Below are 18,135 nucleotides of genomic sequence, written 5' to 3' on the forward strand. Positions count from 1 at the left end.
CGAATGCACCTCGCCGAAAGCACAACCGCAACCCAATGATGGAGGGACTGTAACCATGGCTACGATCGAAATCGACGACGTTCAACTCGCTTACGGCGACGTGACGGCACTGGACGGACTCTCAATGAGATTTGATCCGGGGTTCAACGTCGTTCTAGGGCCGAACGGATCGGGCAAAACGACGCTGTTCCGCGTCGGAGCCGGCAACGAGGAAGGACATGCATATGAGTGCTCGGTAGGCATCGCGTCGCAATTGTCGAAGTCCCGGTCGTGAGGGCAACTATCCCGGTCGTGAGGGCAACTATCGGTGTACACGCACGGGCGCGCGTACTGGTCGACGATCGTCCAACCACGGGTCCGGCTCAACCGATCGATTTTCGTCGCAAACAACGGTTCACGGTCATACTGATCAACGACTCCTGGATGATTGACCGACAACCAGTCATCTAACACCTCGCAGACTGGGTCACTCAGTGCAGCGAGCCGTTCGCTCTTTCGACCATTCTTGAGCGCGGTGCCTTCCTCAGGTCGATGAACAGGGCAGAGATACTGCTCGTCGGCGATGTAGCCGTTTTTATCAAGTCCGATGGCTGCTCCAATGCGCAGGCCAGTGTGCCAGAGGACTTCCATCAGCGCATGTTCTCAGCGCGCGTAGCGATATTGGTCGAGAACTGTCAGTATCTGCTGGGCACGCTCAGGATTCAGCAATTCTGTTCGAGTATCATCCTCGGTTGTTGTCGGGAGGATAATCTTCTCGTCGAGTCCTGGTTCGACTGCATCGATTGTCCCACAGAAGCGGAGGAACATTCTCAGGGTTGCCAGCTAGCCCTTCATGCTGGCTGTTGCGAGCCCGTCCTCGTTTCGTCGTTTCACACGGAACCGGTGGATGTCTCGCCCGCTAAATTCGGTGAGATTATTGATGCCATCCTGTTCACACCACTGGACGAACTGCCTGAGACGGTACCGTTGCGATTGTATCGTCGCGTCCGCAAGTTCGTGGCGTCGCTCATCGAGGTCCATTTGCATCGCTGCTGCTGGCGCGAGGGGTTCGAGCTCGTCTGTCATGGTTCTCTCACCGAAGACCCGAGACGGAAATCTCTAAACGCCGGTCTAAACGCTTCTCGCATGCACTAACAGCTGGCTGAAAACCTCGAACTTTCTGGACGTTCCCCGTCAGGGCCATGGAGCGAGACGAGCATTCAAGCGTCTCGCGGACTGGAACCCTGCGGATTCGAATCAGGGATCGACTTCGCCGCGACGGCGGTTCGAATCCATCAGGGCCAATAGAGTGCTACGAGCGAAGTTGTGGAACGAATTCTTGGCGCGCTGGCGATCGAAGAGGGAGACGCTGCGTTCCGTCGATTCGAGACTATTCGATCGAATCGGTGTTCGAGTAGTGACTATCAGTGTGGTTTACTGCCGTCGCTGGCCGAGTGCGAGCAATGTGGCTATTCCCGCTATTGCGCCGATAATTCCGAAGCCGGGAATCCTATCGTTGGCGTCATCACTACTCGAGTTTGATGAGTTCGAATCACCACCGGTGTCGGACCCTGAATCGGCGTCGGATTCTATAGCCGATTTGACTGACAAATTATCAGGTGGCCCGTCGCTAAAATTCCACGTGACTGTCGTTCCATTACTTACCTCCCCATTCGTTTGCGCTATCTCAGTGGGCATATGGACGACCGTTTCGTATTCGTCAAGCCCGCCTACTGCAGCGGGATCGAATGGGGTGTCCTTGTGAGCGGCTATCGTATCGCCCGTTGTCGTCACGTTCCAATCGTAGTGGGACGGGTCCGCAGTACCGAAGCCGATTTCGATAACGTAGCCGCCCTCAATCCGTTTGTCCTCGGCTTTCACTATTTCTTCTCCCTTTTCAGAGAAATTAGCGGCTATCGCAGCAGATACGTTGTCGTAGCCGTTGCTGCGAACGCCTATTTTCATGAGTTCGTACGTTTCGGCATCTAATTCGTACTCTATTTCCACCGTTTTGAATTCCCCATCTGCTGTCACCACGTATTCCGTTTTCATCGATTCGAAGAGTTGGGCTTCTCCCGCTGGGGGACCATCCTGAGCGACTGCTGACAGCGGTACCGCTGCGATTCCAGCGACAACTATAACGACACATATCGGAACGATTATTTTCTTCTCCCGCATGCCTCCTGTATCTATTTTCTGTATCTATTGATTACTATTGTTTCAATAAGATACTACAGCTATTCAAACGGCACACTTTGCCGATGATCGGGCGATCATCCCTAGCCTTCCGTCGGGAATCCAACCGATGTACACGGGTGTAATAGAGCACGGTAACACGTCCGTAACAAGGGACGGGATGAGTCACAGTCACCGCCATCCCGCTTGCTCGACCTGGTAGGGAGTGACGTGGACATGGGTTCGGCGCTCATCGATCACTCTACAATCCCGACAAGTAAGACGACGTGCCCGGTCCGAAGACGACAGGCCGAGCGAATCGGACCAGAACGTCTCACGCAGGTGACCATGGGTCGACGGAGATTTGTCACCGGCGCTCACATTCATCTTGGTTGTGTTCGGTAGCCGCTCATCTGTGATCCACGACCAATTCGCGCGACCAGTGAATCGACCATCGTTCCAGCCGCGAAACCGGGTCCAAAAGAGATGGCGGGAACGATGAGAACGGCACCGTGAGGAGAGGCGAAGACGAGCGCGCGAATCACGAGGGGCGGTAAGGCTGCAAACGCCAATAACGGAGTATCGACACCCGAAGTAAGCAAGGCTCCGAGCGAGATTGCGGTTGCTGCGGAGACGAACGACACGGTCACGAGACGTTCGGCCAGAGTGAGCCCAACCGAGTCACCGACCAGTAGCGCTGTGGCAGCGCCGACCCCCCTCCGAAGTCGACAACGATGGCCTGCGTACAATCGGTCCCAGAAAGCGGGAGGTCCGGCAACTGGCACAGCCGCTGATCGCTAAGTATCGTACCCGTGCGGATCGCGAATTCACCGTCGCCGACAACCAACAGCATCGCAAGCCAGAGGCACCGCGAATCGGCGTAGGTGATGATGTAGAACGGCTCCCTGCCGATATTGTTGCCGCCCAGTTCCCCCCACTTGTTCGGAAGCCGCTGTCCTCACTTCAACGGACGTAGCTCTGACCGATGAGACGGAAAACCCGAACACAGGAGAGAGACGCTTTGTTTCGGCTGGTAGCTGAAGAGATCGAAATTGACGAAAATCGCTCCTCCCCCGACCGTGGCGATTCCGCCGTTCTCTCATCCATTGCACATGCGTACTGACCCAGGAGACCCGTAACATCGGCTGCATTCGCGTGGCTCCCGAACGTCGAAAGAACGACTGCGGACACGGTCGGCGGGTACATCTCCCGTAACCAACCACATCATTTCACACAATTTCAACTGGAATGTATTGGCTGCACGCAATGTTCTTGGTCGATTCCCGACCCTGGTCTCGGCTTTCGAGGTATGTGCTCTATCATTCGAACCAGTGTGCTTTTCCTCTACATACCGACGAAGCCATTTCGGTGCCGGTAGCGAACACGCTGCCATCGCTGTGGAGGTCGGGGCATCTCCCGGGGGGCGTCGACTCCGCTTGTGGCTACGACTCGAGGTTACAGGTCTGAACGGAGGACCGGGTCGGCACGATGGTGTGGGTGCTGTCTGGATGCGAAATTCCATGCGGGGTTTTGAGATGATCGCTCACCCCAAAACCAGTGATCAGGATGCTTATTTCAAAGAGCGAGTCCAGTTTGAGGGACCGGCAAGTGACCGCTCGCGGGTTGGGAACGTGCGTTCAGTTGCGTCTCTGCAGTGCGGGATGTCTTGCCGGCAGGAGGGCCATCGCATAACGAGCTCGCGGTTAGTCGACGTACTGTTGTTCCCACTCTCGTCGTTGCTCGATAGCCTGTTGACCCTGATCGCTGATCATGTAATAGTTCGTTCGCCGATCGAGTTGGCCTTTTTCGACGAGTTCTTTGTTGACGAGGGTGTCGAGATTGGGATACAATCGACCGTGATTTATCTCGCTGTTGTAGTACGTTTCGACTTCGTCCTTTACGTCTTGGCCCGACGGTTGATCGGCTCCTGCGATCACGTACAGCAGGTCTCGTTGAAACCCTGTCAGATCGTCCATTGTTGTATTCAGGTGCACGAACGGGAACACGACTATTTGTTATCGATTTCGTATCAACCGTTTCCCATGCGTTTAGTGGGGCTAATTGAACACGATCTGTCACTGTCTCACATTTCGCGGAGTAATCAGAGGTTACAGTAACCGGTTTTCGCCCTCGTTCGACCGCATTTCTGTAGATAACCGGATGGCGAATCTTACTGATTTGACTAATAAATCGTCACGGAACGTATTGGTTGAAATGAACTGACTCAGCGTTGAGAGTTATCGTTTGCAGTTCGGTTTCGGAGCGAACGATGTCGACTACAGATACTGGTTGCCACTGACAGTGATAGTGTTCCGAAGAATGAAATTCGAATGTGAAACCCGTTACCGAACGTAAAAAGCCGTATTACAGGCGGGTGACGTTGGTGGCGCGGGGGCCTTTTGGGGCCTGTTCGATGTCGAATTCGATGTCTGTGCCTTCTTCGAGGTCCGGACCGCCAACGTCTTCCATGTGGAAGAATACGTCATCGTCCGCGTCGTCCGTCGAAATGAAACCGTAGCCGCCTGTGTCGTTGAAGAAATCAACGTTTCCTTTCGCCATTGCATCTCAAGAGAGACCACCGATACGTATAACAGTTTTGCTATAGATCGATTGTCGAAACAAAATATCCGGCGTGCAAAATACGACAATGGGGCGCCACAAATCGTTGAAACAACGAGTCCGATTTTTCTATTTCACCGAGATATTCGAGCGACGAACTTCGCCTGTTACGCCCTCGAGACAGCACCACTGCCACCTTACTGCCGGTCAGGGGTGTGTCGTCGATGGGGAAACCAGCCGAGAGACGGCCGACATTGGCGCTCTAGAACCGACTCTAACCGACCGTTCGTCCAGAACGGCTGATCGTACCGCTGGTCGAGTGAGTCGGATCGAGAGTGACAGTCGTGAATCCTCGCTCTCGAATATCTTGTACGGGCGCTATTCATACCCAGGCAATCTCCAAATAGTACCGTTTAGGTGGGTACAATGGATACGCCGTGGTATGTCCGAGGCACAGATCCGCAACGTACCGACGATAGCGCAGGTTGCGTTGATCGGGCTCTTCGTGACGGCGCTGGTGACTGCACAGTTGACCGCGTCGAAAGTGCTCGCATTCGAACTTCCGTTCGCGTTCCCGATCACCGGGACGCAACTCGCGCTTCCCGGTGCGGCACTCGCCTACGCGCTTACCTTTCTCGCGAGCGACTGTTATACCGAACTGTACGGCAGGCGTGCCGCCCAGATCGTCGTCAACGTTGGATTCGTACTGAACTTCGTCGTCCTCGCGCTCGTCTGGTCGACGATCGCCGCACCGGCGGCCGACTCGAGCGTCGACCCCGATGCGTTTTCCACGGCGCTTGGCGCGTCGACGAACGTCGTCGTTGGAAGCCTACTCGCCTATATCGTCAGCCAGAACTGGGATGTGATCGTCTTCCACCGCATACGAGCGCGCACTGGTGCCGAGATGCTCTGGCTTCGTAACATCGCGTCGACGGCGAGCAGCCAGGCGATAGATACCGTCATCTTCGTCGCGGTCGCGTTCGCTATCGCACCCGCCGTTCTCGGTGTCGGTGTCGTTCTTCCCACGAACGTCATTCTCTCGCTCATCGTGGGACAGTACCTGCTGAAACTCGTGATTGCCGTCCTCGACACGCCGATCGTGTACGCCATCGTCGCGCTCGTGCGCTCTCGAGAGGGCCTCACGGCCGAAGATGCTCCGTTCGTTTGATTTCCGTCCCGGGTTGCAGTCGTCGTTGGTCGTTCCCGTTGCACATCGAACGAGGAGCGTTTAGTAGCCCGCTCGAGAGTGACGAATATGGACGAACGAGTACGCGATCATGCCGCGGTGCTTGTCGACTGGAGCGCTCGCGTCGAGGCTGGCGACAACGTCGTCTGCTCCGTGGGACCGGATGCCCACGAACTGGCGGTCGCAGTGGCGGAGAAACTCGGTGAGCGCGGTGCGAATCTGCTCGCGACCTACAGTTCGGGTGAGATTATGCGGGCGTATCTCCGTGGCCACGATGGCGACTTCGATACGGATCCGGCCCACGAACTCGGCTTAATCGAAAACGCAGACGTCTATCTCTCGCTTGGCGGGGGGCGAAACACGAGTGCAACGGCCGATATCCCCGGAAAGCAGCGACAGGCGTATGATAGTGCCAGAACGGAGATTCGTGAGACCCGGTTGGGGACGCGATGGGTGTCGACGGTGCACCCGACACGCTCGCTCGCTCAGCAGGCCGGTATGGCCTACGAGGAGTACCGGGAGTTCGCATACGACGCGATCCTTCGTGACTGGGAGTCCCTGGCCGAGGAGATGGCCCAGCTCAAAACCTTGCTCGACGACGGCGACGAGGTGCGCCTCGTGTCGAACGACACCGACCTGCGGATGCGGATCGACGGTCGCACGGCGGTCAACAGCGCGGCGTCTGTCGCGTACGACTCCCACAACCTGCCCAGCGGGGAAGTCTTCACCGCCCCCGAGGCCGCCGCCGGTGCGGTGACCTTCGACGTACCCATGACGATTCGGGGCGAATCGGTTCGAAACGTCCGTCTCGAGTTCGAAGCGGGCGAAGTCGTCGACTTCGAAGCTGAACGAGGCGAAGAGGTACTCGATGCCGTCCTCGAAACCGACGACGGCGCACGCCGACTGGGTGAACTCGGGATCGGAATGAACCGCGGTATCGACCGGCACACCGACAACATTCTCTTCGACGAGAAAATGGGTGATACCGTTCACCTGGCGCTCGGTCGAGCATACGACGCCTGTCTCCCCACCGGAGAGACCGGCAACGAATCGGCCGTTCACGTCGATCTGATCACAGACGTGAGCGAAGATTCTCGTCTCGAGATCGACGGGACTGTCGTCCAGCGGGACGGAGTCTTTCTATTTGAGGATGGTTTCGAGGGGTAGGGCCCGTGCCGGATAGATCGGGCGACGGATCGTAGGGGCCGCGTACGATCCCGAAGGCCGGGCCGAAGCACCGAAGCCGATCCATACTGATACGTACGCTCCCTCGAGTACCACCATACGGTAGTCGCTCCTTCTCGGTCGTCGCGTTCGAATCGAGACGTCGTATCTACCTTCGTCTGCAGGCCTGCAGGAAGTGGACCCGTCGATGACGCGTGACCGCTACGCGGCGTCGTTTACTGCCAGAACGGCCCGGGTGTGCCCGAGAGCCTCTCCAATGATCGTCGGTTTCGTCACGTTCTCGGGTCTCGAGGCCGAACGATGAGTATGCGCGATCGGCTCAAAGCAGGCGTCGCTATATTCAACGACGGCCACTATCACGCGGCCCACGACGCCTGGGAGGACCATTGGCTCGACCTCGAGTCCGGCACTGACGACGAGCGATTGCTCCACGGCCTCATTCAGTACAGCGCTGCGGTCTATCACGCTCGTGAGCGAAACTGGCAGGGCGCAGTCGGGTTGGCCGAGAGCGCCGGAGAGTATCTCGCGGACCTGCCCGCTGACTATCGCGATCTCCAACTCGAGCCGGTACGGTCGTCGTTATCTCGACTTGCAGCCGATCCCGAAGTAATCGAGCGACGGCCGCCGACGCGGATCGAACATGAGGGCACTGCGCCGAGGCTGGCGGATATTGGATTCGAGCCGACGGCGATAGCGGCGGTCGTCCTTGCCGAGGAATTCGGTTACGAAGAGGAACCCGTCGAACAAGCGTGTGCGTACGCACGACAGGACCTCCAGGATGGCGCAGACGGCAGCCGATTCATCACGCTGTTGTTCGATTTCGTCCGTGAGGCGGAGCATCGGGGGATCGTCTTCAAACGACTCACGGCTCACGTCGGAAGGCGACAGGCTCGAGAAGCGGACGTAGACGGTCTGTTCTAAAGAACTATCGAGGGCAAGTTCCACGTCGGAGATACCCTTTCCGAATCCCTCAGCTCTGGAATACTCGTCACGAAGCTCCGAGTAACGTTCAAGCAAGTGCTTCCCGGAGTGTGGTTTAAACTGACGAGCGATAGTATAGTGACAGTATTTCGATCGCGCCGACCGGAAGGCGACGGTGAGTCTGGCAGGGGCTCGAGACGGCGCCCCTCGGCGAAATCCAGTCTGATTACCGCCCTCTAAGACCCCTCCCACGGGTTCAGTCAGTGCGTCTGTCTCGGCCGAGGTTGGTGAGCCGTTCAACCACGTCCACCGCGCTTGCCACGAAGGGAGTGTGAGTAGACAGCTACGGGAACCAGGAAAACGCTCGGCCTGCAGCGTCTGAGGTCGTTTACTCGATTCGCAGTACTCGTGATGTCGTATTGTCGCGCGTGATAGATACATGATACCACCGACCGTTCGACAGCCGAATCGCATGGTACTTATCGCCGCTTTCCCTCACACCGAACGAATGGCACAGTCAGTCCTGCTCACGGGGGCTGCGGGGCGGGTCGGAGAGGCAATTCTCGGCGGCCTCGCGGATGATCACGAGTGGCGGTTGTTGGATCGCGATCCGCCGACGGACGACCAGCCGGGTGAGTTCGTCGTTGCAGATATCTCCGATGTGGATACCGTCCGCGACGCGATGGACGGTATCGACGTCGTGGTCCACCTGGCGGGCGATCCCCGACCGGAAGCGCCGTGGGACAGCGTCCTGGCCAACAACATCGACGGCACGCAGACGATATTCGAAGCGGCTGTCGACGCTGGCGTCGAGAAGGTCGTCTTCGCCTCATCGAACCACGCCGTCGGTGCCTACGAGACAACTGAACGGACGCCGGAGCTGTACCGGACGCACGACGATTACCGTCTCGACGGGACGGAACTCCCCCGACCGAGCAACCTCTATGGCGTCTCGAAAGCGGCTGGCGAAACGCTAGGGCGGTACTACCACGACGAACACGGCATTTCCGTCGTCTGCGTGCGCATCGGAAATCTCACCGAGGGCCACCCGCCGATCGACTACGAGCGCGGACAAGCGATGTGGCTCTCCTACCGGGACTGTGCGCACCTCTTCGATCGCTGTATCCGCGCTGACTACGACTACGAGATCGTTTACGGTATCTCCGACAACGACCGGAAGTACTATTCTCTCGAGCGTGCCCGCGACGAGCTGGGCTATGACCCGCAGGACAATTCTGCCGAATTCCTCGACGAGTAGGGGTCACAGCAACGCCTTTATGGGATTGAGGTACCGTGTTTGCTGGTTACATTTCGCCTCCTTTCTTCGTCGTCGTGCGCGGCGTATTGGTGGCAGTCGTATCGGCGGTTGCCGCCATCGGCTGATTCGCCCATGATTTCTCACGTGGACTATCCATTTCCTTCGTTGTCTATCGTCGGGAGGGTATTTCGAAAGCTCAGTTTCCTGGCCGTGGGTGAGCGATGCGAAACAGCGACCCGAGGAGCAGTCGACCCGAGAGCATCCCAGCCGATCAAGGCTGAGGGCCGATAACCGGTATTTTGCCAGTAAGCGATACGCTACTGGTGGAGGCCTTAACAGACCTGTGTATGCACCTTTGTCCTGGCAATCCTGCTACCGTCGCGGTAAAGCCCGAGCTTCTGGTCGGTGTCCATGTTCACCCAGATCGTCTTGGATCCATGCTTCGGGACTGAGACAGTGCCCGTTTGCATAGTCCCAAGCACCTTCCACGTTACCGTCACCTCCCTCTTTTCGTAACTCTCGATCCGGAACTGCGCTTTTTTCTTCTCTTCCTTGTAGCAGACGCTATCGAGGTCAACTGCGATCTCGCGGTTCTTCTCGTCCGTTTGATCATCTTCGTCTCGGTCGCCGTCGCCGTTGTCGTCGCCGTTGTCGCCGTCGCCGTTGTCGTCACCGTTGTCGCCGTCGCCATTGTCGTCACCGTTGTCGCCGTCGCCATTGTCGTCACCGTTGTCGCCGTCGCCATTGTCGTCACCGTTGTCGCCGTCGCCATTGTCGTCACCGTTGTCGCCGTCGCCATTGTCGTCACCGTTGTCGCCGTCGCCATTGTCGTCACCGTTGTCGCCGTCGCCATTGTCGTCACCGTTGTCGCCGTCGCCATTGTCGTCACCGTTGCCATCATCAGGGACGCACTCTCCGCCACTTATCGTAAGGACGGCGTTCCCCGCCTCCCCAGAGAAAACAACTGAAGCACTACTGATCGTCCCACCTCCGCTTTTGTACACGTCAAAATGGATTGCTCCCTGGTCCCCACCGGGGCGGTACCCCTCTACGGAATCAGCTGTCGAGCCATCGTCAAATGTCACGTGGAGTACCGCGTCCTGTATGGTAGCTTGCCCCCCTGGCGTCAGTATCCAGTGCCAGTATCCCTTCTCTTCGGGGCAATTCTGTGTTGCATGCTCACTCCCGTTTTGTCCGTTCCAATCAAGCGTTGTCTCTCCATTGTCATCGGCAGGGGCACCCTCTTGAGCGCTTCCTGTACAGCCGCTCAATCCTGCTATTGTCACTCCACTGGCAAGCAGCACCTCTCGTCGGCTTGGCTTCTGAGCCATAGACTCCTGAATTCTCCCCTAATACATTGTTAATAGCAGCAGATTGGAATTATTATGTACGCCGAATTAAGGTGTGGCTTTAATTACTTGACCGGTATTTGACCAATAACTACACGACAACTGATCGTACTTTCACTTCTGTCTGATCGTCACGGGGCGATCGAGAGCCGGCAACCCCCTCGGACGAGCCGCGCCCTTTTGCCATTTGGCGTCGGACCAGTTCGCATGGAGTACACCACCCTCGGTTCCACGGGGATGACGGTCAGCCGCATCTGTCTTGGCTGCATGAGTTTCGGCACCGGTCAGGAGTGGATGCTCGACCCCGACGAGAGTCAGGCCCTCATCGACCGCGCGATCGACCTCGGAATCAACTTTTTCGACACCGCGAACGTCTACTCGACGGGCGAATCCGAAGCAATTCTGGGCGAGGCTCTCGAAGGATACGACCGCGATTCGCAAGTCGTCGCCACCAAGGTTTTCGCCGAGATGGATTCCGATAACCCGAACGCGAGTGGTCTCTCCCGCAAAGCGATCGAGCAGGAACTCGCGGCAAGCCTCGAGCGGCTGGGGATGGAGACGATCGATCTGTACCAGACCCACCGCTGGGATTACGAGACGCCGATCGAACAAACGCTGCGCGCGCTCGACGATGCAGTCCGGCGTGGACAGGTTCGGTACGTCGGCACCTCCTCGATGTGGGCCCACCAGTTCGCCGAGGCGCTGCAGACCAGCGACACACTGGATCTCGAGCGGTTTGCAACGATGCAAAACCACTACAACGTTCTGTACCGCGAGGAGGAACGCGAGATGCTGCCGCTGTGTGAGAAAGAGAACGTTGGCGTCGTCCCGTGGTCGCCGCTAGCCCGTGGCGTCGCAGCTCGGTCCCATCAGGACATCGAGTCCACTACGCGCGGACGGACCGACAAGTACCTCGAGCAGATGTCCTATCTCCAGGGCGGCGGCGAGGAAATCAACGAGCGGGTGCAGGAACTCGCCGACGAGAAGGGCGTTTCAATGGCCCAGATTTCGCTCGCCTGGCTGCTCCACAAGGACTGGGTCGACGCGCCCATCGTCGGCACGACGAGCGTCGAGCATCTCGAAGACGCGGTCGAAGCCCTCGAGATCGATCTGACAGAATCGGAGATGGAGTATCTCGAAGATCCCTACGAGCCGCTTCCCGTGGCGGGCCACGAATAGGGTCGTCTGTGGCAGTCGATACGAACCGAACGCGGTAGCGTCGTCGTTCTCGACCTGCGATCCCAATTCGACGCCGCGCGTCGGTTAGAGTAGGTCGGCATCTTGCAACACTTCGGCAACCCGCTCGAGGTGAGCCGTATGCTCCTCGGCCTCGAGCTCGTGGTACATCGTCGTGATCGAGAGGTAGTCGGCACCGAGGTCGTGCCAGGCCTGGGCCCGATCGATCCACTCGTCTTCTTCGTCCGGGACTGCGTACATCCGACCGCCGAGGCCGATCTCGTCGGGATCGCGACCAGCCTCTTCGGCGTATTCGTAGAGATCCGCGAGGTGTGCCTCAGCCTCGTCTCCGGGCTGGAATTGCGGGAGCCAGCCGTCGGCGAGTCGGGCGACGCGCCGCTTGACCGGGTCGGCCATCCCGCCCATCCAGATCGGAATCGGCTGCTGGATCGGAAGCGGCTTGATTCCGACATCTGGAATCTCGTGAAACTCGCCGTCGTATTCGACGAGTTCGTCCGTCCAGAGTCGTCTGAGCAACTCGATCTGTTCCTCGATCCGTCGGCCGCGCTGTGAGAAGTCTTCGCCCAGCGCGACGTACTCGGGTTCGTTCCAGCCGACGCCGACGCCCAAGCGGAACCGACCGTCGGTAAAGCGATCCACCTGAGCGGCCTGCTTTGCCACCAGCGCGGTCTGGCGTTGCGGAAGGACGAGGATTCCGGGCATGAACGCCAGGTCCTCGGTCTGACCCGCCAGGTACGAATAGGTGGTCAGCGGTTCGTGGAACGTATTCTCGTAATCGTACGGCCCGTCCCACCCCTCGCGGTCCGGATTCACGCCGAGGACGTGATCGTACGCAACGACGTGTTCGTATCCTGATTCTTCGACCCGCTGTGCATAGTCGGCGATCGTCTGCGGGTCGTGTCCAATCTCGAGTTGCGGGAAGACAGTCCCAATCTCCATATCACGTCTTCACCGGAGACGAACTTGAAAGTGCACCAACCTGATGAGACGAGATTGGTGGTGACGGGATATCGGATCCACGAACGCGGCTACGACCGCCGTCGCACCGCAATCTCCTTTCCGACGGCACCCGTTCACTCAGCCATGTCTCCTGATTCAGCGCCATCCGATACCACGCCAACCGACGCCGAATCTGCCTGCTTCGAGGCCGGCATCAAGTTCGGTTCGCTCTATCACCAGTTCGCAGGGACGCCGATCTCACCCGAAAGCGTCTCGAGCCTCACGACTGCGATGGAGCAATCGATCGAAAACCAACCCCACTGCAGCGACGTCACCGTCGACGTCCGAACCAACGAACTCGAGACCGCACTCGCCGACTCGAGCGCAGATTACACTGAACTGACGGGTCGCTTTCTCGAAGTCGAGATCGTCGTCGACTACGAGGGCTGTGAGGTCGTCACCCGCATGGAAATGCAAGACGGCTATCCGCTGATGCGACTCGAGTCAGTCCGTAGCTGAAAGTAGCGTCGCTGGCGATCGGTCGACACTCTCACTCCACGCTCGGCCTCCCGCTCACGCTCACGCTCACCCACATCCTCACGCGCTTCCTTCCTCCCTCTGCGATAGCGAAGGAAAAAGTGGACCGTTCAACGTCAGCTTTCCGGTTCAACGCCGGTATCGCTCCGTTCGACGACGGAATTATTCGAGCCGACGTACACGCATCGTCTCGAGGACCTTCCTTTCGAAATTCGTTCACCGTTCGACCGATATCGGGCCGCTCTCCGCCAGTTTCACTTTCACTTTCGGGCTATCTTTTAACCTCGCCGGCAGCAAAGACGGTGATATGAGCCAAGCGACGTTCGGTGATGACGAACTGTTCGGAGAAGCGGCCAACGAAATGCGCGAGGACGTCGAAACCTCGCTTGCGGATGCCTGGGCTGCGCTTCCCGACGCCGACGACGTCTGGGAGGCGGACGCCGACAACGTGTTGGGCGTTCTCAACGGCCTCAACTCCGCGCTGAACGCCGGCGATGCAGAGGACCATCTCCGCGACGCGAAGAAGTGGTTTACCATGGGTCAGCGAGCCGACGCCTTCGACGATGCCGATGATCTCGAGGCGGAAATCGCCGATCTCGAGGATGCCATCGCGGACATCTCGGACGCCGAAGAGCAGGTCGGTGAACTCACCACGACGATCCCGGCGCTTCGCGGAACGCTCGAAGACGCAGGTCCCGATACCGAAGCAGACGACGAAGCGGATGCTACAGACGAGGACGGGGACGAAGCCGAAGCATAACCGATCTCGTCCAGTTCCACGACCGCGACAGTTCGTCATCTCGCGTCTCGAACGGCGTTCAGGTCCAGCTATCGGCGCTCCGGCCGTGTCACGTCACGCTCGGCGACCGCTCCGAGTAGCTGGCCCAGGGCGTCGGCGGCTAATTCGAGTAGTTCGGTCCCCCGGTCGGCGTCACCATCGCCCGGATCGCCGACGACACCGTTTTCCGTAAACTCCGCCGAATCGTAGGCTAGATTAACGTATCCCGTCCAGTCGCCCCAGCCGTCGGCCGCGTCCGTGCGTGCCTCGTCGATCCGATCCTCCCGGATCGATTCCGGCTCGAGGTGACGGAGAAGTGCCGTTTCGAGGGGCCCGCCGTGGCCCATATCGGCGGTGTGCTCGCCGACGCACTCGAACCAGGTGAACGGGACGACGTACCCGTCCCCGTCCCGAGTGAGACGGCCGCCGACTTCTCGAAGCGCGGCGACGTTACCGCCGTGGCCGTTAACCAAGACGATGCGGTCGAAACCGTGGTAGGCGAGACTTGAGACGGTTTCGCCGACGTAGTCGCGGAAGGTGTCTTCGGAGACCCACATCGTCCCGGGGAACTGACGGTGTTCCGCTGCGATCCCGACCGGAATCGCCGGCGCCCGGACGACCTCTCGATCGACGCGCTCGATCCCCGCATCGGCTACCGCTTCGGCGGTCACGACGTCCGTTCCGAGAGGCGCGTGCGGACCGTGTTGTTCCGTACTCCCGACGGGTACGACCGCGAGATTCGTCTCCAGATTTCGCACGTCAGTCCACGTCGCGTCGGAGAGATCCATGCGCGAATATGTCGACCGTACGGGCATCAAACCCCCGGTACTGACGGGCGGGATGCCGATCCCACGATCGGTGCCGTCCGACTACCCAGTTGCGAACGCAGGGCGAACCCGTTTCCGCGCCGTCACAAACGATCACGTATGCCCGACGATAGTCGTGAACTCGGCGTCGAATTCGGCGACCTTCAGGAGACCCTCGAGAACGAGGAGTATCCGATCGGCCACGACGAATTGCTCGAGAAACACGGCGACGAGGAGATCGAAATGAGCGGTGAAACGACCACGCTCGAGGACCTCATCGGACCGCTGGGGGAAGACGAGTATCGCGACTACGACGCGGTCGAGGGGGCGATCATGAACATGGTGAGCGACGAGGCTATCGGACGGAAAAATTACAGCGATCGCACGCCGCCGGCGGCGGGCGAAGACAGGCAAGATGAAGGTGCGCCGGATCAGGACGATCAGCGAGACCAGGAATCGTTCTGAAACGGCGAGTGAGGGAGATCGGTCGTCGCTCCGCATGGACGGGTGACCTCAGTCGTCTCCGACCTCGGTTCGTGCCTGCCGACGCTGGGCGCGCTCGATGAACTCCTGTGGGAGTTCGTCAATTTCTCCGGCCTGAACGCCCCAGAGATGCGAGTAGAGCCCGTCGTTTTCGAGCAGTTCCTCGTGGGTTCCGTGTTCGGCGATCTCACCGCCCTCGAGAACGAGGATGTGGTCCGCGTCTTTGATCGTCGAGAGCCGGTGAGCGATGGCAAATGTGGTTCGATCAGTGGCGAGATCGTCGATCGATCGCTGGATGAGCATCTCCGTCTCCGTATCGACGTCGCTGGTGGCCTCGTCCAGCAGGAGAATATCGGGGTCTCTGAGGATCGCACGGGCAATCGAAATCCGCTGGCGCTGCCCTCCCGAGAGCTTGACGCCGCGTTCGCCGACTTCGGTGTCGTACCCCTCGGGCAGGTTCTGGATGAATTCGTGTGCCTCGGCCATTTTCGCCGCTTCGATGACGTCATCGCGGTCGGCGTCGAACGTCCCGTACGTGATGTTCTCCGCGACGCTGCCGTAGAAGAGGAAGGTGTCCTGACTGACGTACCCGAGCGACTCGCGGAGGCTTCGGAGCGTAACGTTCTGGATGTTCTGGCCGTCGATGCGAATCTCTCCCTCGTCGACGTCGTACATCCGCAGGAGGAGCTTGAGGACAGTCGATTTGCCAGCCCCGGTGGGTCCGACCAGCGCGACCGTTTCGCCGCTATCGACCGTGAAGTCGATCCCCTCGATGATCGCCTCGTCCGTGTCGTACCCGAACGCTACCTCGTCGTACGTCACGCGCCCGCCGGTTACATCGAGATCTGGAGCGTCTGGCTCTTCGCCGACCCGATTCGGTTGGTCCATCAGACCGAAAATACGGGCGCTCGAGGCACGGGCGCGCTGATACATGTTTATTATCTGTCCGAATTGGGCCATCGGCCAGATGAACCGCTGGGTGTAGAGGATGAAGACGACGAACATCCCGGTGCTGAGATCGCCCGAGAACGGTCCCGGCGGACCGCCGATGACCCAGAGCCCGCCCACGAGGAAGGTGATGACGAAGCCGATGCCAGCGAGGACCCGCAGGCCGGGGAAGAACTTGATCCGGGTGCGAATCGCGCTCCAGTTGGCGTCGAGGTATTCCTGCGAGACATCTTCGACGCGGTCGGATTCGTAGGACTCGGTCGTACTCGACTTGATGACCTGGATACCCCCCAGGTTGTTCTCGAGTCGGGAATTGACCTTGCCGACGGTCGAGCGCACCGCGGCGTATTTTGGCTGAATCGTCCTGATAAACAGCGTCGTGAAGACGGCGATCAGCGGTACCGGCAGCAACGCGATCAGCGCGAGTTGCCAGTTGATCGCGAACAGTAAGCCGCCGATTCCGAGTATCATCACGAGCAGCCGAAACAGGGAGTTCATCCCGTCGTTGAGGAACTTCTCGAGCCTGTTGACGTCGTTCGAGAGGATCGACATCATCTCACCGGTCTGCTTGTCGGCGAAAAACCCCATGTTCAGCCGCTGCATCTCGTCGTAAGTGTCGGTTCGGACGTCGTGTTGGACGTGCTGGGCGAAGGTATTGAATCCCCAGTTTCGGGTCCAGTGAAAGACCGCCGAGAGGAGAAACGCCCCTGCGATGATTCCGATCGTCAGCCAGAACTGGGCCATCCGCCCGTCCGGAACGTACGGTGCGACGAGGCTCCCACCGATCGGGAACGCCTCGACGTATCCGATTTCCTGACGAATCACGGCGTCTATCGCGACACCTAACATAAGCGCCGGAAGCAGGTCCAGAATCCGTGCAAAAATACTCGCGATCACGCCGATCGTCGCAGCGCCCAGATAGTGCGACCCGTACTCGAGAAACAGCCGCTTCATCGGGTTCTCGATGTCTTCGCGCTGCTCCTCGAACGGATCGTCCTCGTCCAAGTCGGCGCTACTCATTGAACGGGTCTCAGGGACCGCCGGCAATAAGAATTTTCGACGAATCGAAATTGGTCGCCCGACGGGCCGCTCGTTGGGTGGCTGTGTCGCTGTTCGCCGTCGACGCGACACCTGCCATCCCACCGGTACTTGCTCCAGCCCAGCCGATGATCGTCCGTTTCGACTCGAGGTCGATTTCGACCTCGTCGCCGACTTCGATACCAGTCTCGTTCGTGTATCCGCGGGGCACTTCGAGAACCCACTTCCCGCGGCCCGAATATGTGAGATCGTTTCCGTCCTCGCCGGGTTCAGGTGCACGAGCGTGGTGAATCGACGTAATCTCGCGGTCCGCACCGATGTATATTATGTCGATGTCGAAGTTCATCTCTCGCATCACGTACGTCAGGTCCTGCTCGTGGTCGTAGACGAACAACATCCCGTTGCCTGACTCGAGGGATTCGTGATCGCTCAACCCAGTGTACCGTTCCCGATAGGAGTCGGCGATTTCGACGTCGACAACCGCTTTTGGTTCGTCGGTGTCAGTTCCGGGATCGACGATACGGGCCTCTCCCTTCTCCGGGCTCCAGGGTCCCGAAACGATGCCGGCCTGTACGAGGGCGACGCCACTGATCGAGAGGATCGCGACGACGAGGAGGGCTTTCCGACCACGCCCGACTGACATGGACGGTACCTGCACCGCGAGAAAGTAAAGGTTATTCGGACGGGGGCACTCATCTCGAGTGCGGGCTCGTGGTCTAGCTGGTCATGACGCGGCCTTTACAAGGCCGAGGTCGGTGGTTCGAACCCGCCCGAGCCCATTTCTCTGGCGAACAACA

General features: G+C 59.0%; 17 protein-coding genes, 1 tRNA gene and 2 pseudogenes. 10 read left to right on the forward strand and 10 right to left on the reverse strand.

Translation table 11 applies throughout. The annotated features are described in order from the left end of the window. The first annotated feature begins 55 nt into the window (after positions 1-55). Entirely contained in the window at positions 56-274 is a 219-nt protein-coding gene (locus HYG82_RS39130) for an AAA family ATPase (protein WP_235217749.1), read from the forward strand. Here the strand turns inward: HYG82_RS39130 and HYG82_RS44725 are convergent. The 4 genes and pseudogenes from HYG82_RS44725 to HYG82_RS39155 all read right to left on the reverse strand — a co-directional run. Next, positions 178-1,065, reverse strand: a pseudogene (locus tag HYG82_RS44725) (tyrosine-type recombinase/integrase); the annotation flags it as partial. The gene HYG82_RS39130 and the pseudogene HYG82_RS44725 overlap by 97 nt on opposite strands. A gap of 348 nt (positions 1,066-1,413) precedes the next feature. After that, positions 1,414-2,157 carry an LppM family (lipo)protein gene (locus HYG82_RS39145; RefSeq protein ID WP_179263305.1) on the reverse strand — a complete coding sequence of 248 codons (744 nt, stop codon included), beginning with the start codon at positions 2,155-2,157 and terminating at the stop codon, positions 1,414-1,416. A 1,700-nt stretch (positions 2,158-3,857) separates the two neighbouring features. Further along, entirely contained in the window at positions 3,858-4,130 is a 273-nt protein-coding gene (locus HYG82_RS39150) for a PadR family transcriptional regulator (RefSeq protein ID WP_179263307.1), read from the reverse strand. A 388-nt stretch (positions 4,131-4,518) separates the two neighbouring features. Continuing rightward, on the reverse strand, positions 4,519-4,713 hold the full coding sequence (locus HYG82_RS39155; protein WP_006087767.1) for a cold-shock protein: 195 nt from the start codon (positions 4,711-4,713) through the stop codon (positions 4,519-4,521). A gap of 442 nt (positions 4,714-5,155) precedes the next feature. On the opposite strand from HYG82_RS39155, the gene HYG82_RS39160 reads away from it, so the two are divergent. The 3 genes from HYG82_RS39160 (at position 5,156) to HYG82_RS39170 (ending at position 8,005) form a co-directional block, all read left to right on the forward strand. Continuing rightward, positions 5,156-5,881 (forward strand): queuosine precursor transporter, encoded by a 726-nt coding sequence (locus HYG82_RS39160; RefSeq protein WP_179263309.1) that lies wholly within the window; start codon positions 5,156-5,158, stop codon positions 5,879-5,881. An 87-nt stretch (positions 5,882-5,968) separates the two neighbouring features. After that, complete coding sequence (locus tag HYG82_RS39165; RefSeq protein WP_179263311.1) at positions 5,969-7,066, forward strand: aminopeptidase; 1,098 nt, start codon at positions 5,969-5,971, stop codon at positions 7,064-7,066. A 324-nt stretch (positions 7,067-7,390) separates the two neighbouring features. Then, positions 7,391-8,005: a DUF309 domain-containing protein gene (locus HYG82_RS39170; protein ID WP_179264634.1), complete on the forward strand. Its 615-nt coding sequence runs from the start codon at positions 7,391-7,393 to the stop codon at positions 8,003-8,005. Positions 8,006-8,041: 36 nt separating this feature from the next. Here HYG82_RS39170 and HYG82_RS44730 read toward each other — a convergent pair. Next, positions 8,042-8,137 (reverse strand): annotated as a pseudogene (locus HYG82_RS44730) (IS200/IS605 family transposase); the annotation flags it as partial. A gap of 376 nt (positions 8,138-8,513) precedes the next feature. On the opposite strand from HYG82_RS44730, the gene azf reads away from it, so the two are divergent. Then, positions 8,514-9,263, forward strand: a complete 750-nt coding sequence (azf, locus tag HYG82_RS39175; protein ID WP_179263312.1) for an NAD-dependent glucose-6-phosphate dehydrogenase Azf — start codon at positions 8,514-8,516, stop codon at positions 9,261-9,263. A gap of 332 nt (positions 9,264-9,595) precedes the next feature. Here azf and HYG82_RS39180 read toward each other — a convergent pair whose 3' ends face one another. Further along, on the reverse strand, positions 9,596-10,594 hold the full coding sequence (locus HYG82_RS39180) for a hypothetical protein (RefSeq protein ID WP_179263314.1): 999 nt from the start codon (positions 10,592-10,594) through the stop codon (positions 9,596-9,598). Between the two features lie 225 nt (positions 10,595-10,819). Here HYG82_RS39180 and HYG82_RS39185 point away from each other — a divergent pair, with 225 nt between their 5' ends. Next, positions 10,820-11,791, forward strand: coding sequence for an aldo/keto reductase (locus tag HYG82_RS39185; protein ID WP_179263316.1), 972 nt, complete (start codon positions 10,820-10,822; stop codon positions 11,789-11,791). An 84-nt stretch (positions 11,792-11,875) separates the two neighbouring features. Here the strand turns inward: HYG82_RS39185 and HYG82_RS39190 are convergent, their stop codons facing one another. After that, positions 11,876-12,748: an LLM class F420-dependent oxidoreductase gene (locus HYG82_RS39190; protein ID WP_179263318.1), complete on the reverse strand. Its 873-nt coding sequence runs from the start codon at positions 12,746-12,748 to the stop codon at positions 11,876-11,878. A gap of 144 nt (positions 12,749-12,892) precedes the next feature. Here HYG82_RS39190 and HYG82_RS39195 point away from each other — a divergent pair, with 144 nt between their 5' ends. Continuing rightward, positions 12,893-13,267, forward strand: coding sequence for a dihydroneopterin aldolase family protein (locus HYG82_RS39195; protein ID WP_179263320.1), 375 nt, complete (start codon positions 12,893-12,895; stop codon positions 13,265-13,267). Between the two features lie 325 nt (positions 13,268-13,592). Next, positions 13,593-14,045 (forward strand): DUF5790 family protein, encoded by a 453-nt coding sequence (locus HYG82_RS39200; protein ID WP_179263322.1) that lies wholly within the window; start codon positions 13,593-13,595, stop codon positions 14,043-14,045. A gap of 68 nt (positions 14,046-14,113) precedes the next feature. Here HYG82_RS39200 and HYG82_RS39205 read toward each other — a convergent pair whose 3' ends face one another. Beyond that, a complete protein-coding gene (locus HYG82_RS39205) occupies positions 14,114-14,851 on the reverse strand; it encodes a creatininase family protein (RefSeq protein ID WP_179263324.1) in 738 nt (245 codons plus the stop codon). A gap of 138 nt (positions 14,852-14,989) precedes the next feature. On the opposite strand from HYG82_RS39205, the gene HYG82_RS39210 reads away from it, so the two are divergent. Next, a complete protein-coding gene (locus HYG82_RS39210) occupies positions 14,990-15,334 on the forward strand; it encodes a DUF5789 family protein (RefSeq protein ID WP_179263326.1) in 345 nt (114 codons plus the stop codon). A 48-nt stretch (positions 15,335-15,382) separates the two neighbouring features. Here HYG82_RS39210 and HYG82_RS39215 read toward each other — a convergent pair whose 3' ends face one another. Continuing rightward, complete coding sequence (locus HYG82_RS39215; RefSeq protein ID WP_179263328.1) at positions 15,383-17,320, reverse strand: ABC transporter ATP-binding protein; 1,938 nt, start codon at positions 17,318-17,320, stop codon at positions 15,383-15,385. A 10-nt stretch (positions 17,321-17,330) separates the two neighbouring features. Further along, a complete protein-coding gene (locus HYG82_RS39220; RefSeq protein WP_179263330.1) occupies positions 17,331-17,981 on the reverse strand; it encodes a DUF192 domain-containing protein in 651 nt (216 codons plus the stop codon). A gap of 62 nt (positions 17,982-18,043) precedes the next feature. Here HYG82_RS39220 and HYG82_RS39225 point away from each other — a divergent pair. Next, a tRNA-Val gene (locus HYG82_RS39225) sits at positions 18,044-18,117 on the forward strand. Positions 18,118-18,135: the final 18 nt, after the last annotated feature.

It is taken from the genome of Natrinema halophilum (assembly GCF_013402815.2).
In the GTDB taxonomy this organism is placed as follows: Archaea; Halobacteriota; Halobacteria; order Halobacteriales; family Natrialbaceae; genus Natrinema; species Natrinema halophilum.

Bases quoted from the DNA above. Each gene is read 5' to 3' on its own strand.
- HYG82_RS39130 (WP_235217749.1), top strand. From the start codon at position 56: ATGGCTACGATCGAAATCGACGACGTTCAACTCGCTTACGGCGACGTG.
- HYG82_RS39145 (WP_179263305.1), bottom strand. From the start codon at position 2,157: ATGCGGGAGAAGAAAATAATCGTTCCGATATGTGTCGTTATAGTTGTC.
- HYG82_RS39150 (WP_179263307.1), bottom strand. From the start codon at position 4,130: ATGGACGATCTGACAGGGTTTCAACGAGACCTGCTGTACGTGATCGCA.
- HYG82_RS39155 (WP_006087767.1), bottom strand. From the start codon at position 4,713: ATGGCGAAAGGAAACGTTGATTTCTTCAACGACACAGGCGGCTACGGT.
- HYG82_RS39160 (WP_179263309.1), top strand. From the start codon at position 5,156: ATGTCCGAGGCACAGATCCGCAACGTACCGACGATAGCGCAGGTTGCG.
- HYG82_RS39165 (WP_179263311.1), top strand. From the start codon at position 5,969: ATGGACGAACGAGTACGCGATCATGCCGCGGTGCTTGTCGACTGGAGC.
- HYG82_RS39170 (WP_179264634.1), top strand. From the start codon at position 7,391: ATGCGCGATCGGCTCAAAGCAGGCGTCGCTATATTCAACGACGGCCAC.
- azf (WP_179263312.1), top strand. From the start codon at position 8,514: ATGGCACAGTCAGTCCTGCTCACGGGGGCTGCGGGGCGGGTCGGAGAG.
- HYG82_RS39180 (WP_179263314.1), bottom strand. From the start codon at position 10,594: ATGGCTCAGAAGCCAAGCCGACGAGAGGTGCTGCTTGCCAGTGGAGTG.
- HYG82_RS39185 (WP_179263316.1), top strand. From the start codon at position 10,820: ATGGAGTACACCACCCTCGGTTCCACGGGGATGACGGTCAGCCGCATC.
- HYG82_RS39190 (WP_179263318.1), bottom strand. From the start codon at position 12,748: ATGGAGATTGGGACTGTCTTCCCGCAACTCGAGATTGGACACGACCCG.
- HYG82_RS39195 (WP_179263320.1), top strand. From the start codon at position 12,893: ATGTCTCCTGATTCAGCGCCATCCGATACCACGCCAACCGACGCCGAA.
- HYG82_RS39200 (WP_179263322.1), top strand. From the start codon at position 13,593: ATGAGCCAAGCGACGTTCGGTGATGACGAACTGTTCGGAGAAGCGGCC.
- HYG82_RS39205 (WP_179263324.1), bottom strand. From the start codon at position 14,851: ATGGATCTCTCCGACGCGACGTGGACTGACGTGCGAAATCTGGAGACG.
- HYG82_RS39210 (WP_179263326.1), top strand. From the start codon at position 14,990: ATGCCCGACGATAGTCGTGAACTCGGCGTCGAATTCGGCGACCTTCAG.
- HYG82_RS39215 (WP_179263328.1), bottom strand. From the start codon at position 17,320: ATGAGTAGCGCCGACTTGGACGAGGACGATCCGTTCGAGGAGCAGCGC.
- HYG82_RS39220 (WP_179263330.1), bottom strand. From the start codon at position 17,981: ATGTCAGTCGGGCGTGGTCGGAAAGCCCTCCTCGTCGTCGCGATCCTC.